At 66.5% G+C, this 14,783-nt stretch carries 12 protein-coding genes and 1 tRNA gene; 7 read left to right on the forward strand and 6 right to left on the reverse strand.

Features of this window, described 5'->3' with window-relative positions; all coding sequences use genetic code 11:
- The first annotated feature begins 2 nt into the window (after positions 1-2).
- Together ASE58_RS14035 and ASE58_RS14040 are read left to right on the forward strand one after the other, a co-directional pair.
- The gene (locus ASE58_RS14035) at positions 3-3,284 is read left to right on the forward strand and encodes a TonB-dependent receptor (RefSeq protein WP_055822621.1); all 3,282 of its coding nucleotides are present in this window, start codon (positions 3-5) and stop codon (positions 3,282-3,284) included.
- A gap of 205 nt (positions 3,285-3,489) precedes the next feature.
- Positions 3,490-4,833, forward strand: coding sequence for a glycoside hydrolase 5 family protein (locus ASE58_RS14040; protein WP_055822624.1), 1,344 nt, complete (start codon positions 3,490-3,492; stop codon positions 4,831-4,833).
- A gap of 49 nt (positions 4,834-4,882) precedes the next feature.
- Here the strand turns inward: ASE58_RS14040 and ASE58_RS14045 are convergent, their stop codons facing one another.
- The 3 genes from ASE58_RS14045 to cpdR all read right to left on the reverse strand — a co-directional run bounded on the left by ASE58_RS14045 (position 4,883) and on the right by cpdR (position 7,119).
- Positions 4,883-6,472: an amidase gene (locus ASE58_RS14045; RefSeq protein ID WP_055822626.1), complete on the reverse strand. Its 1,590-nt coding sequence runs from the start codon at positions 6,470-6,472 to the stop codon at positions 4,883-4,885.
- Between the two features lie 120 nt (positions 6,473-6,592).
- Positions 6,593-6,667 (reverse strand) — tRNA-Val (locus ASE58_RS14050).
- 74 nt (positions 6,668-6,741) lie between these two features.
- Positions 6,742-7,119 carry a cell cycle two-component system response regulator CpdR gene (gene cpdR / locus ASE58_RS14055; protein ID WP_055761907.1) on the reverse strand — a complete coding sequence of 126 codons (378 nt, stop codon included), beginning with the start codon at positions 7,117-7,119 and terminating at the stop codon, positions 6,742-6,744.
- Between the two features lie 100 nt (positions 7,120-7,219).
- Between cpdR and ASE58_RS14060 the strand changes: the two genes are divergently transcribed.
- Positions 7,220-8,086: an N-formylglutamate amidohydrolase gene (locus ASE58_RS14060; protein ID WP_055822629.1), complete on the forward strand. Its 867-nt coding sequence runs from the start codon at positions 7,220-7,222 to the stop codon at positions 8,084-8,086.
- 187 nt (positions 8,087-8,273) lie between these two features.
- Here ASE58_RS14060 and ASE58_RS14065 read toward each other — a convergent pair whose 3' ends face one another.
- From ASE58_RS14065 to ASE58_RS14075, 3 genes are all read right to left on the reverse strand, one after another.
- Positions 8,274-8,807, reverse strand: coding sequence for a cytochrome b (locus ASE58_RS14065; RefSeq protein WP_055822632.1), 534 nt, complete (start codon positions 8,805-8,807; stop codon positions 8,274-8,276).
- Positions 8,807-9,592, reverse strand: coding sequence for a SapC family protein (locus ASE58_RS14070; protein ID WP_055761920.1), 786 nt, complete (start codon positions 9,590-9,592; stop codon positions 8,807-8,809). The genes ASE58_RS14065 and ASE58_RS14070 overlap by 1 nt, the downstream gene beginning before the upstream one ends.
- An 84-nt stretch (positions 9,593-9,676) precedes the next feature.
- The gene (locus tag ASE58_RS14075) at positions 9,677-11,119 is read right to left on the reverse strand and encodes an FAD-binding oxidoreductase (protein ID WP_055822635.1); all 1,443 of its coding nucleotides are present in this window, start codon (positions 11,117-11,119) and stop codon (positions 9,677-9,679) included.
- 106 nt (positions 11,120-11,225) lie between these two features.
- Between ASE58_RS14075 and ASE58_RS14080 the strand changes: the two genes are divergently transcribed.
- The 4 genes from ASE58_RS14080 to ASE58_RS14095 all read left to right on the forward strand — a co-directional run bounded on the left by ASE58_RS14080 (position 11,226) and on the right by ASE58_RS14095 (position 14,783).
- The gene (locus ASE58_RS14080) at positions 11,226-11,675 is read left to right on the forward strand and encodes a hypothetical protein (protein WP_156347749.1); all 450 of its coding nucleotides are present in this window, start codon (positions 11,226-11,228) and stop codon (positions 11,673-11,675) included.
- 141 nt (positions 11,676-11,816) lie between these two features.
- Positions 11,817-13,295, forward strand: coding sequence for a DEAD/DEAH box helicase (locus tag ASE58_RS14085; RefSeq protein ID WP_055822641.1), 1,479 nt, complete (start codon positions 11,817-11,819; stop codon positions 13,293-13,295).
- Entirely contained in the window at positions 13,276-13,506 is a 231-nt protein-coding gene (locus tag ASE58_RS14090) for a DUF1289 domain-containing protein (RefSeq protein WP_200909372.1), read from the forward strand. The genes ASE58_RS14085 and ASE58_RS14090 overlap by 20 nt, the downstream gene beginning before the upstream one ends.
- A gap of 65 nt (positions 13,507-13,571) precedes the next feature.
- Positions 13,572-14,783 carry an SDR family oxidoreductase gene (locus ASE58_RS14095; RefSeq protein WP_055822646.1) on the forward strand — a complete coding sequence of 404 codons (1,212 nt, stop codon included), beginning with the start codon at positions 13,572-13,574 and terminating at the stop codon, positions 14,781-14,783.

Raw genomic sequence — 14,783 nt, forward strand, 5'->3', positions numbered from 1 at the left:
CTATGGACGGTTTGAACGCGCGCAAGCGGCTGGGTGCAACGGCATCGATGCTGGCGCTGACGGTAGCGGTGCAGCTGGCAGCCACCGGCGCCATGGCACAGACGACGGCGGCGCCCGCATCGCGCGACGACACGTCGAAGCCGCAGACCGAAGTCGCGCCGCAGACCGACGGCATTCCGGCCGGCAGCGGTGCTGGCAAGCGCCCCGTTTCGGGCAGCATGTCGATCCAGAACCAGGGCACCGTCGACCAGTCCAACGTGACGGCATCGGACGTTCAGACCCCGGCCGCCAATACGACGGACGGAGATGACATCGTTGTCACCGGTCTGCGTCAATCGCTGGCGAACGCACAGTCGATTAAGCGCAATGCTGACACCGTTGTCGACGCGATCACCGCCGAAGACATCGGCGCCCTTCCCGACCGTTCGGTCAACGAAGCGCTGCAGCGCGTCGCCGGCGTCGCGATCACCCGCTTCGCCGCTGCGACCGACACCGCACACTTCTCGGTCGAAGGCTCGGGCGTCACGATCCGCGGCCTCGCCTATGTCCGTGGCGAATTCAACGGCCGCGACAGCTTCGGCGTCGGTGGCGGTCGTGAAATCGGCTTCAACGACGTGCCGACCGAACTCGTCGGCTCGGTCGAGGTGTACAAGAACCTGACCGCCGACATGATCGAAGGCGGCATTTCGGGTTCGGTCAACATCAACACCCGCAAGCCGTTCGATACCAAGGACACGCTGGTCTATCTGTCGGGCAGCGTGAACTATGGCGACTATAACGGTCGCAGCGAGCCGGCCGTGGTTGGCCTGTTTTCGAAGCAGTGGGACCTGAACAGCGGCGGACGCTTCGGCATCATGGCCAGCGGCAGCTACAACCGCCAGCGCAGCCGGTCGGACTCGGTGTTCTATTCGGCGTTCCTGCCGCGTTACAACGACGACAAGAACGGCAACGGCGTACAGGACAATGGCGAAGGCCGCGTCCTGAATGGCGGCACCCCATACCAGTCGACGCTGTTCGACCGCTATCCGGTCCCGTCGGGCCGCGATGTCGTCTATGTGCCGCTGGGCGCGGGCATGCGCATGCAGAATTTCGACCGCAAGCGCGTCGGCTATTCGGGCGCCGCGCAGTATGAGAACGCATCGCGCAACCTGTTGGTCACCGCGCAGTTCCTGCGCGCCGAATCGTCGCAGACCTGGCTCGACCGCACCGTCGAACCCAACGTCTATTACGCCGATGCGAACGCCATCTTCCCGCAGGCCGGCACCACGCCGACCTATAACGACGACGGCCTGTTCACGAGCGGCTCGCTGATCCGTCAGGGCGGCGGTCAGTACACCACGCTGGGCAACCGCTACTTCCAGACGAAGGGTTATACCCAGGACCAGTCGCTGAACGTGAAGTGGGACCCGACCGATCGTCTGCACCTGAACTTCGACGGGCAGTACGTCTATTCGAAGGCGCGCGATTCGGACGACGTCGTCGAACTGGCGAACTTCAACGGCGTGTCGATCGACGGTCGCGGTGACGTGCCGCAGATCAACCTGATCCCGGGGAACGGCCAGTCGGTCGCGAACTATTTCGGCAGCCAGACCAACACCTATATCCGCGACGCAATGAACAATCGCACGCACAGCGATGGCGACGAATGGGCGTTCCGCGCCGATGCGCAGTATGACGTGTCGGACGATTCGTTCCTGCGCAAGATCCGCGTCGGTGGCCGCTATGCCACCCGCGACCAGACGGTGAAGGCCAACGACTACAACAACTGGGGCGCGGTGTCTGACACCTGGACCTCGGGCGGGCTGGCGTCGGTGGACAAGTATCGCGACAGCATGTCGCCGGTGAACTTCGCCGACTTCTATCGCGGTCAAGCGGTGCAGCCGCCGACGGCGTGGGGCATCCGTGACAACATCCTGACCGACCATGACGCGCTGACCGCGCTGCTGCGCACTGCCACCAAGCAGGGCGGCGGCGGCTATACCCCGCTCGAGGATCGCGGCACGGCCGCCGCGCCGCTCGTCGACGGTTATTTCCGGCCGAACGAAGTCTATCGCATCACCGAAAAGACCTATTCGGGCTATGCGCGCCTCGACTTCGGTGTCGACGACATCGGCGGCGGCTCGTCCAGCCTGTCGGGCAATATCGGCCTGCGCTTCGTCCATACCGAGGACCAGTCCTTCGGTGCGACCGCGTTCCCGAACATTGCCAACACGCTCGGCGGTTTCCCGACCGTCGCGGCGTTCTGCGCCAGCCCGAACACCACCGGCACCGTTCGCCCGATCTGTACGCTGTCGGCCGCACAGCAGCAGGCGATCGTTGCCTTCTCGAACAACGGGTCGATCAACGACGTCGCTTCCCAGAAGTTCGACAAGTGGCTGCCCAGCCTGAACATCAAGTATCAGGCGACCGACCAGCTGCTGTTCCGCGTCGCGGCATCGAAGGCGATTTCGCGTCCGGGCTTCACCGATCTGCGCAACTTCGTCGGCCTGTCGCCGTCGTCGTCGAACACGACCGGCATCTACGGCTTCTCGGCCAATGCCCGGAACCCGTTCTTGCGTCCGATCGATGCGAAGCAGGTCGACCTGACCGCCGAATGGTATTTCGCCAAGGTCGGTTCGCTGACCGCAGCGGTGTTCTACAAGCAGTTGTCGAACATCATCCTCGACAATTTCGGGTATAGCCGCAGCTTCACGAACAACGGCCAGACCTTCGCCGCCACGATCAACGGCCCGGTCAACGTGCCGGGTAAGGCGAACATCAAGGGTGCGGAATTATCGTACCAGCAGACCTATGATTTCCTGCCGGGCGCGCTGCGTGGGTTGGGGACGCAGGCGACGTTCACGTACATCTCGCCGGGTCAGCTGCCCAACGCACGGCCGGACAACCGTCCGGAAGACGGCAACCGTCCGCCGCTCGACGTTGCGGGTCTGTATGACGGCCTGCCGCTGGCGCAGCTGTCGAAGTACAACTTCAACGTCTCGGCCTTCTACGACCTGGCCGGGGTCTATGCGCGCATCGCGTATAGCTGGCGTTCGAAGTATCTGCTGACCAACCGCGACTGCTGCTTCCCGTTCCTGCCGGTCTATTCGGACGCGACGGGCCAGGCGGACGCCTCGCTGTTCTATACGGTCAACAAGCAGTTCAAGATCGGCGTGCAGGTCCAGAACCTGCTCGACGCGACGACCAAGACCTCGTTCGTGCTGAACGGCGACGGCCTCGAAGCGCCGCGTTCGTACTTCAAGAGCGATCGTCAGTTCCAGCTGAGCGTCCGCCTGACGCTCTGATCCTTCGGCTTCGAAGGACACCTGTTCAGGGGGTCGCAACCATCCGGTTGCGGCCCCTTTTTTCTGCACCGAGCCGCCGCTGGGTAATTGAGAAAACAAATATCAATATTGCCGTTGACAGCGATGACACTCCCCGCCCAATCTGTCGGTATCGATCAAGACAAGGACGCGGCGGCATCGGATCGACGCGCACGAAGGGGACCTGATGACCAACATCGCTCGACGCACATTCCTCGGCACGTCCGCCCTGCTGGCCGGGTGCACCATGGCGGCCGGCGCGGTCGCGACCGCGCCGGCCGCCACGAACCGCGCCTTCGTCCGGCGCGACGGCGCGCGGCTGATGGTTGGCACCGAACCCTATCGCTTTGCCGGTGCCAACATCTGGTACGCGGCCTATCTCGGTGCCGATGCCCCTTATGGTGACCGCGCGCGGCTGGGGCGTGAACTGGACGCGCTGGCGGCGATGGGCGTGACCAATCTGCGCGTGCTGGCCTCGGCCGAGGAAGGGCCGCTCAAGAATTCGATTAAGCCGGGCTTTCGGGGGCCGAGCAAGGACTACAACCAGACGCTGCTCGCCGGGCTCGACTATGCGCTCGCCGAAATGGCCAAGCGCAACATGCGCGCGGTGCTGTACCTGACCAATTTCTGGGAATGGTCGGGCGGCATGATGACGTACCTGTCCTACGTCAATGGCGGCCAGTATCTGAACATGAACGATCCGGCGCATCCGTGGCCGGAATTCGCGAACTACAATGCGCAATTCTACGGCAATGCCCGCGCGATGGAGCTGTATCGCGACTGGATCCGCACCGTGGTCGGCCGCACCAACAGCGTGACTGGCCAGCGTTATGCCGACGATCCCGCGATCATGGCATGGCAGCTGTCGAACGAACCGCGCCCCTCGGGCGACCTCGCGCACGCCAACCTGCCGCAATTCTACGCCTGGGTCCGCTCCAGCGCACAGCTCATCAAGTCGATCGATCCCAACCACCTGGTCTCGACCGGCAGCGAAGGATTGAAGGGCGGGCTGGAGCGCGCCGACATCGTGCTGGCCGAACATGCCATCCCCGAAATCGACTATCTGACCGTACACATCTGGCCGAACAACTGGGACTGGGTAAAACAGACCGACCTCGCCAACACCGCCGCCCGTGGCGAAGCGCTGACCGACAAATATATCGCCGACCATGTCGCGCTGGCGAAGCAACTGAACAAGCCGATGGTGATCGAGGAGTTCGGCTATCCGCGCGACGGTGGCAGCAACGATCCCGCGGTGGCGACCACCTACAAGGATCGCTTCTACGGCCGCATCTATGCCGCTGCGCTGAAAAGCATGGCCGAGGACGGGCCGATCGTCGGCACCAATTTCTGGGCATGGAATGGCGAGGCGCGGGCACAGCATCCCGACTATCGCTTCGCCGAGGGCGACCGGCAGTATATGGGCGATCCGCCCCATGAACCGCAGGGCTGGTACGGCATCTTTACCGGCGACACGACCATCCGGCTGGTCGCGGACCAGGCGGCGGCGATCGCCCGGTTGCCGCGCTAGAAGCGACCTTCGTCATTCCCGCGCAGGCGGGAATGACGGCAGGCGCGGGTCAGCGCCCAGCCCCCTCCAGCCCCGGTGCCACCGCCGCCTGCGGGAGGTAACGCGGCGCGACCCGTGCCTTTGATCGCTGTTCATAGGCATAGCCCGCCGACAGGATCGCCGCATCGGCGCCCGCCGTGCCGATGAACGACAGCCCGACCGGCAACCCCTGCATCAGCCCCATCGGCACGGTCAGATGCGGATAGCCGGCGACGGCAGGTAGTTCGGACGCCGACGGCCCGCCATATTGGTCGCCATAGACCGGATCGCTGAGCCACGCGGCGGCATAGGTCGGTTCGACCAGCAGATCGGCCCGCGCGGTCTTCAGCATCGCATCGATCCCCTCGCGCCCCGCCAGCCGCAGCGAGGTTGCGCGTGCGGTGCGATAGGCGGGATCGGCCAGCCCCTTGCTCTCCATCGCCGCCTCGAACAATTCCTGTCCGAAAAACGGCATCTCGGCAGCGACGTTCGCGCGGTTGAACGCGACGACCTGCGCCAGCGTCCGTGCCCTAACCGCAGACGGCGTGGTCGCCAGATAGGCGTCGAGGTCGGCCTTCAGTTCGGTCTTCAGCACCAGCAGTTCCGCCTCGCCCAGCCCGTCGAGCTTGGGCGGCGTCACCTCGACCAGCGTCGCCCCGGCCGCGCGCAGGACCTTCAGCGCCGCATCGAACCGCTCGGCCAATGCCGTGGGCAGCCCAGCCGGACGAATGACGCCGACCCGCTTGCTCTTGAGCGCGCCTGCCGACAGCCCGGCGGCATAATCGCGCACGACCGTCCGCGCGGTGGCCGCATCGGTCGGATCGGGACTGGCCATCGCCGACAGCAGCAACGCGACGTCGCGCACCGATCGCCCCATCGGTCCCGGCGTGTCCTGGCTGTGGCTGATCGGCACGACCCGGCTGCGGCTGACCAGCCCCAGTGTCGGCTTGAACCCGACCAGCCCGTTGATCGACGACGGACAGACAACCGACCCATCGGTTTCGGTCCCGACCGCTACCGCCGCCAGGCTGGCGGCGATCGCCGCGCCCGATCCCGACGACGATCCGCAGGCGGTGCGATCGAGCGCATAAGGGTTGCGCACCAAGCCACCGACCGCACTCCAACCGCTCATCGATCGGGTCGAGCGGATATTGGCCCATTCGGACAAATTGGTCTTGCCGAGGATCACCGCCCCGGCACGGCGCAGATAGGCGACGACCGGCGCATCGCGGCGGGTGACGTTATCCTTGAGCGCCAGGCTGCCGGCAGTGGTCGCCATCGCATCGGCGGTTTCGATATTGTCCTTGATGAGCACCGGCACGCCGTGCAGCGGCCCGCGTACCCGCCCGGCGCGACGTTCGTCGTCCAGCGCCTTGGCCTGCGCAAGGGCATCGGGGTTGGTTGCGATCACGCTGCGCAGGGTCGGCCCCTGCCGGTCGATCGCGGCGATCCGGGCGAGATACGCCTGCGTGATCGCTACGCTGCTGGTCGCGCCCGACTGCATCAGTTGCTGGAGCTGGTCGACCGACACTTCCTCGACCGGCGCGGCCGTCGTCTGTGCCGCCGCGGGTGCCGCCATGATCGCCAGCGCCACGACGCCCGTCAGTCCATATCCGCGCATATCCGCCCCCTTCGATCCACGGACGGAAAGCTATCGCAGCCACGGCCGCGCGCAATGGCCGAAACGGACCCCGGACAGCAAAAACCCCGCCAATCCAATGGACTGACGGGGTTTTCGAAATGGTGGGCGCGGCAAGGATTGAACTTGCGACCCCTGCGATGTCAACACAGTGCTCTACCACTGAGCTACGCGCCCGGCGCTGTCCTTCCGGAGAAGGGAGCGAAACCGGAGACGCGCTGTTAGCCGCGCCGATTCCGCCTGACAAGCCCTTAATTGCTGGTCGGGATTCTTTCTCCCTCGAACAGGCGATCGACCTCCGCCACCAGCTCGCGCAGGTGGAACGGCTTCGACAGGATGCGGGCGTGCGGCACCTGCCGCCCGGCCTTCAGCGTGACCGCAGCAAAGCCGGTAATGAACATCACGCGCAGGTCGGGCACCATTTCCCCGGCCCGCTGCGCCAGTTCGATGCCGTCCATTTCCGGCATCACGATATCGGTCAGCAGCAGGTCGAACGATTCGGTCTGCAGCAGCGGGATCGCCGCCGTGCCCCGGTCCACCGCGCTGACGAAATAGCCGGCACGTTCCAGTGCGCGCGTCAGATATTCGCGCATCACCTGATCGTCCTCGGCCAGCAAGATTCTGAACATCCGACTCCCTTCGATGCCAGCCCCGACCCTAGGCGATGGTGGTTAACATTTTCCAGCCGGACGCTCGACAAGCGCGACGGAGCGTGATCCTTTGCGACCGATGGAAGCCCCCAACGCCCCGCCCCTGTTCGACCGGTACGGATCGGACGAACCGGCGTCGCCGGTGGTCGTGTCGGTGCCCCATGCCGGGCGCGACTATCCGCAAGCGATGCAGGCGTTGCTGACCATACCGGTCGCCCGGTTGAGCACGCTGGAGGATCGCCATATCGATACGGTCGCCGGGCTGGTCCGGGGCGAGGAGACGATGTTCGTCGCCCGCCGCCCGCGCGGCTGGATCGACCTCAACCGATCGCCCGATCGCGACCGCGATCCGCAGGTGGATGCCGGCATTGATCCGCGCAGCTTTGCCACACAGGCATCGGACAAGGTGCGCAGCGGCATCGGGCTGATCCCCCGCCGCGCGGGCGGTGCCGACAATATGTGGCGGCGCAAGCTGAGCGACGCCGAAGTCACGACACGGATCGCGCAGGACCATGCGCCCTATCACGCGGCGCTGGGCGCTGCGCTGGCCGCCGCCCGCGCGCGGTTCGGCATTGCGCTGCTCCTCGACCTGCATTCGATGCCGCCGCTGCCGGGCGTCACCCCGGCGCAGGTCGTGCTGGGCAATCGCCACGGCCATAGCTGCGCTGCGCTGTTCACCGATCTTGCCGCCGGCATCGTGCGCGACGCCGGGCTGCGCGTGGCGATCAACCATCCCTATGCCGGCGGGCATATCCTGGCCGCCCATGCCCGCCCCCGTGCCGGCATCCATGCGCTCCAGCTGGAAATCGATCGCAGCCTGTATCTCGACGAACTGCTCGATCGGCCGGGCGCGGGCGTCGCGACTACCGCACGTTGGGTTCGCGTGGCGATCGACGCGCTGGCCGATGCCGCGCTGGCCACGTCGCACCGCATCGCAGCGGAATAGCCCCAAGAAAAAAGCCACCCCGTGCGGTTGCACGGAGTGGCCAAGGTTCAGGGAGGAGGCGCGTGAAACGCGCCGCACGGTCCAACGAAAGGGGGGACATCGAACCGTGTAACAGCAATCTAGGGAGCGGGTCGGACGGGTTCAAGACCCATTTTGCAGTTGACCGTGACTTTATCGCAACGGCGCGTCAGCGTACCCCGCGCCCCCCCGGCAGCATCCGCGACAACACCCCGTCGCGCAGCAGGAAATAATGCCGCAGCGCGGCGGCAATGTGCAGCGCGACCAGCCCGGCCATCCCGAATCCGACCACTTCGTGCAGTTCATGCCCCAGATGCGCCGCCGACGACGAAATCGGCAGATAGGGGAGCGGAAACAGCCCGAACCAGTCGAGCGGATAGCGCTTCGCCCCCGACACCATCGCCCAGCCGGTAAGCGGCACGAGGAGCAGCAGCACATAGAACAGGAAATGCGACGCCTTGGCCGCCGTCCGCTCCCAGGACGCCAGTTGCGGCGGGAGTGGCGGCGGGGCGTGGCCCAGCCGCCAGCCGATCCGGCCGATCGTCAGGGCCAGGACGGTGATGCCGATCGCCTTGTGCGCCGACATCGAGCCCCCGACGATGCCGATCCACAGATTGATCAGCACCAGCACGGCGATGATCCAGTGGAACAGGATCGCGCCGCGCGAATAGCGCTGGGCGTGGATCGGCTGGGCGGTCACCATCAGAAGGTCGGAACGGCGACGGGCTGCGGCTGCACCTTGCCCTGGCGCATCTGACGCGCGAACACGTCTCGCATCAGCGACAGCGAGAAGAGGTGCGCGAAGATCAGCGGGAGCATGCCCGACTGCTGCATCTTGCGCAGCTGGTCGCCGCGCAGATCGTTCAGCTTCTCCTCGGACACCATCTGGAACCCGCGATAGATGAAGGGCTGGTCGTTGCCTTCCTGCTGGATTGCGACTTCGCCATCCATCAGCAGGCCCAGGTCCTTGATCTCCTTCATGAACATGCCGGTGCGCTGCCCGGCCTGCTCGAACTGTTCGTTGAAGGCGAGGATCTGCTTGGTCACTTCGCTCGGCTGGTCACCGTCGAACAGCGGCTCGCCATCCTCGAACGGGCCGACGACGTCCGACGTCGGGTCGAAGCATAGCGACAGGTCCTCCGATTCGGGACGCAGGCGCGCGAGGAGATAGGGATAGCGGCGGATATAGGCCGGGATATAGGTTTCCGGATCGATCAGCCGGCCTTCATCGTCCATGAAGGTGTTGACGCCTTCGTTCAGGCCCATCAGCGCCAGCGGCACGGGATCGTCACCGACCGAGAACACGATCGGCATCCGGCGCTGCACCAGCGGGAATTCCTCGACCGTCACGGGAATCGCGTGCTGCCCGACCAGGAACGGCGCGGTCTCGCTCGCGCGGACCTTCCAGTTACCATGGGTCTGGCTCGAAAGCGGTTCGAGCTGGTTGTAGAACAGCGGAAGCGATTGATTCTGCGGCGCGCTGGCCATTTCAGGGTCTCCAGATACTCTATAGTCGGCCCGGTCATACCATGCCGGACGGCCGCCCCCCCGGGCGAGCCTCGGGAGCAACGTCTATGGATTGGCGGTGCGCGGCGCAAGCGATACGAGCTTGCCGGGATTGAACAGGCCGCGCAGGTCCAGCCCGGCCTTGATCGCGCGCAACGCCGCCAGTCGCGCGGGTGGCCCGAGCCGCTCCAGTTCGCCGAGCTTCATCTGACCGATGCCATGTTCCGCCGAGATCGATCCGCCCGCCGCACTTACCGCATCATGGACGAAGCGAGTGACGACCGGCGCATCCTCGGCATACCAGCGCGCCGGATCGACGCCGGCAGGCGCGCGGACGTGGAAATGGACATTGCCATCGCCCAGATGGCCGAAGGCGGTGGCGTGAGTGCCGGGGAACTGTGCCTCGGCCGCCCGCGCCGCCTCCACCATGAAGCGCGGCATCGTGTCGACCGGGACCGAGATATCGTGCTGCACCGCCGGCCCGGTCGATTTTTCCGCCGCCGACAGCGAATCGCGCAGCGTCCAGAATGCCTCGGCCTGCGCCTCGCTGCTTGCCAGCACTGCGTCCGCCACCAGTCCCGCCTCGATACCGTCCGCCAGCAATTGCTCCAGCAGCGGCCCCGGCGGCGATTCGCCGGGTGCGGCCACCGCCTCGACCAGCAACTGCCATGGATGCTCGCCCGACAGCGGTGCGCGCGCACCGGGCAGATGCGCCACCGCCAGCGCCAGCGTGTCGGCGGGAATGATCTCGAAACTCTCGATCCGGTCGGTCGCCGCCTGCATGGCGCGCAGCAGGTCCAGCCCCGCCTGCGGATCGGCGATTCCGACCCACGCCACCGCCCGCTCGGCAATCGCGGGCACCAGCTTCAGCGTGACGGCGGTGACGATGCCCAGCGTCCCTTCCGCCCCGACCAGCAACTGCGTCAGGTCATAGCCGCGATTGTCCTTGGGTAACGCGGCCAGCCCGTCATGCACGCCGCCATCGGGCAGCACTGCCTCGATCCCCAACACCAGCCGCCGCATATTCCCCCAGCGCAGCACCTGCGTACCACCCGCATTGGTCGACACCAGCCCGCCGATCGTGGCGCTCCCCCGCGCGCCCAACGTCAGCGGGAAACGCTGCCCCGCGGCGGCCGCCGCTTCGTGAAGATGCTGCAGGATCACGCCCGCCTCAGCCACGGCCTGCCCCTCGCCCACCTGGCGGATGCGGTTTAACCGGCGCAGCGACAGCAGCACTGCCGATCCATCGGCCGGCGGGGTCGCACCGCCGACCATCGACGTATTGCCCCCCTGCGGCACCAGCGCGACGCCGTGCCGCCCGGCCAACGCCACCAGCGCCGCGACCTGGCCGGTATCCGCCGGTTCGAACAGCGCGGCGCTGGCCCCGTGATAGCGCCCGCGCCAGTCGGTCAGCCACGGCGCGATCCGGTCGGCATCGGTGGTCACGATCCGGTCGCCAAACGCGCTGCGGGCGTCGGCGACCATGGCGGCGATGGCTGCGGTCGTCATCTAAACGGGTTAGCATCCCGCTCCCCCTTGCCGCCAGTTCATCTGAGGTTAAATTCCGTCGTAGGATGATCCCAGCGTGACCGCCCTGCCGCTTTCCGCAGCGACCATGATGTTGCTTCTGCTCGCCCTGCCTGGCGCGGCACAGCGTCGTCCCGTCGACACCCCCCCGGCGGTAACCACCATACGTACCGAAGTGCGGGTGCAACGGGTGATCCTGCGTGTGCCGCGCGCGCCGTTCGCCCCGGTCGCCTATAGTGCCCCGCGCGCGCTGCCGCCGATCCAGTGGGTCGAAAAGCGTACCGACCGCTGCGTGCCGCTGCAAAATCTGGCGGCGGTGACGATCAATCGCACCGATAGCGTCGACCTGCTGCTCAGCAGCGGTGGCCGCGTCCGTGCGCGTCTGGCCGACGATTGCCCGTCGCTCGATTTCGTGTCGGGCCTGTATATCCGGCCCAGCGGCGACGGCCGGATGTGCGCGTCGCGCGACGTCATCCGCTCGCGTTCCGGCGGCCAGTGCCGCATCGCCGCATTCCGGGCGCTCGTGCCGGCGCGCTAGATTTCGATCCGCTCGCGCGGATGCGGTGCCGGCCCGCTCCCCCACCCATCCGAAAACTTGACTTTTCCGGCGTTTTTCGCGAGGGGCCGTGGGATATATCAGGAGCGCGGACCAGTTGCGTTCCCCAGCCATGGAACCGCAATGACCTTTGCCGATCTCGGCCTGTCCGACGAACTGCTGCGTTCCGTCAACGATTCGGGCTATACCGAACCTACCCCGATCCAGGCGGCGGCGATTCCGTCGGTGCTGATGATGCGCGATCTGGTCGCCATCGCGCAGACCGGCACGGGCAAGACCGCATCCTTCGTGCTGCCGATGATCGACATTTTGGCGCAGGGGCGCAGCCGCGCGCGGATGCCGCGCTCGCTGATCCTCGAACCCACGCGCGAACTGGCGGCGCAGGTTGCCGAGAATTTCGAGAAATACGGCGCCAACCACAAGCTCTCGATGGCGTTGCTGATCGGTGGCGTGTCGATGGGCGACCAGCTGGCGGCACTCGAAAAGGGTGTCGACGTCCTGATCGCGACGCCGGGCCGGCTGATGGACCTGTTCACCCGCGGCAAGATCCTGTTGACCGGCTGTTCGATGCTGGTCATCGACGAAGCCGACCGCATGCTCGACATGGGGTTCATCCCCGACATCGAGGAAATCTGCACCAAGCTGCCCAAGCAGCGCCAGACGCTGCTGTTCTCGGCCACCATGCCGCCGCCGATCAAGAAGCTGGCCGATAAGTTCCTCGACAATCCCAAGACGATCGAGGTGTCGCGCCCGGCATCGACCAACCTCAACATCGCCCAGCATGTCGTGCCGGTGACTGCCGCCAAGAAGCGCGACGTACTGCGCCAGCTGCTGGCGACCGAGGAAGTCCGCAACGCGATCATCTTCTGCAACCGCAAGACGACGGTGCGCGAGCTGAACAAGGTGCTGCAGCGCGCCCGCTTCCGCTCGGCCGAAATCCATGGCGACATGGACCAGTCGTCGCGGATCGCCGAACTGGAACGCTTCAAGTCCGGTGACGTCACGATCCTCGTCGCGTCCGACGTCGCCGCACGCGGATTGGACGTGAAGGGCGTCAGCCACGTCTTCAACTTCGACGCGCCGTGGCATCCGGACGATTATGTCCATCGCATCGGCCGCACCGGACGCGGTGGTGCGACCGGCATCGCCTATACGCTGGTGACGCCCGACGATGCCGAGAATATCGCCAATATCGAAAAACTGACCGGCCAGAAGATTCCGGTGCTCGACTTGGGCAATGCCCCGGCCGACGACGTGGCCGAGCCGGAAGCGGCACCGGTCGAGGAGGCCCCGCGTCGTGGCCGCCGTCGTCCCGCCGCCGAGGTGGACGCAGCGCCAGCGCGCGAGCGCAGCGAACGCCCCGCTCGTACCGAGCGTGAGGAACGCCCGGCCCGCGCCGAGCGCGAGCAACAGCCCGCCCGCGAAGAACGGCCTGCGCGCGAAGAGCGCCGCCCCCGCCGTGACCGCGAGGAGCGTTCCGACGACCGCTACGACCAGCGTCGCGACGAACGCCCCGCCCGCTATGTCCAGCAGGATGCGGTCGAGGACGGTGCGTGGAACGGCCCTGTTCCCGCCTTCCTGAATGTCCGCATCCCCGGCTGATCCGGTGGCCGACGACCCGTTCGAAACGGTCGCCGTGCAGGCGATCGAAAGCCCGTGCGTACTGGTCTGCTCGATCGATACCGCGACCGGCTGGTGCCTCGGCTGTGGGCGGACGCGGGATGAAATCGCCCGCTGGACCGCGATCGACGCCGATGCCCGCCGCGTGGTGATGGCCACGCTGCCCGAACGGATGGCCGTTCTCGAGCAATAGCCGGGCGGACCCTGGGGTGGGATCGTGCGTTGAGCGCGCGACCTTTCAGCCCCCGGAGTATCGTCATGGCCGTTACGCTCAAGCCGCTATCCGAACAGACCCTCGTCATCACCGGTGCCTCGTCCGGCATCGGCCTGGCCACCGCCCGCCGCGCCGCGCGCGAGGGTGCGAAGGTCCTGCTGGTGGCGCGTAACGAAGACGCGCTGCGTGAAGCGGTCGAGGGCATCCGGCTGCGCGGCGGCAAGGCCGACCATTTCGCCATCGACGTAACCGCCGCCGATGCGCCCGAGCGGATCGGGGCAAAGGCGCGCGAGGTGTTCGGCGGGTTCGATACCTGGGTCAACGACGCCGCCGTCGCGCTTTATGCCCGGCTGGCGGACACCAGTGTCGAGGAACAGCGCCGCCTGTTCGATGTCGGCTATTTCGCGATGGTCGCCGCATCACTCTATGCCGCGCGCGAACTGGCCGCGCGGGGTGGCGGCGCGATCGTCAATATCGGGTCGATCCTGTCCGATCGCGCGGTTCCGGTGCAGGGTGCGTACAGCGCCATGAAGCACGCCGTGCAGGGTTTCACCGACGCCTTCCGCATGGAACTGGAAGCCGATGGCGAGCCGGTGTCGGTGACGCTGGTCAAGCCGGCGGCGATCGACACCCCCTATCCCGAACATGCCCGCAACCGGATGGACCAGCCCGCGCGCGTGCCCCCGGTCGTATATGACCCCGAACTGGTGGCCAAGGCGATCTGCTTTGCCGCCGCGCACCCGAAACGCGACCTGAGCGTAGGCGGCACCGGCATGGCGATGACCAGGATCAGCAACCTGCTGCCGCGCAGCGCCGACCGCTTCATGGAGAAATTCTTCAAGGAAGACGCACAGTCGACCGACACGCCGGCAGCGCCGGGCACGCAGGACAATCTGTTCCGCCCCCGCGCCGATGGTCGTACCCGGTCGAACCAGGACCAGTATGTCCGCAAACAGAGCCTCGCGCTCGAGGCGCAGATGCGGCCGTGGACGACCGCGGCGGTGCTGGGCGGGATCGGCGTTGCCGCCGGCCTGCTGCTGTCGCTGCGCGGATCGACGCCGCGTCGTCCGGTGGAGGGCCCCAAGCTGCTGCCCCCGCCGCGTGGCGATCAGGCTGACGGCACCGACGCCGGCGCGCCCCATGCCGCACGGATCGTCGATGCGGGGACGGTTCCGGGCGAGCCGGTATTCTCGGAGAAGCCCGCGGGCGCAGCAGTCGCGCCGAATGCGGCCGACATCAAGGTCGCACACCCCTGA

The sequence above is a fragment of the Sphingomonas sp. Leaf9 genome (assembly GCF_001421355.1).
Lineage (GTDB): Bacteria > Pseudomonadota > Alphaproteobacteria > Sphingomonadales > Sphingomonadaceae > Sphingomonas.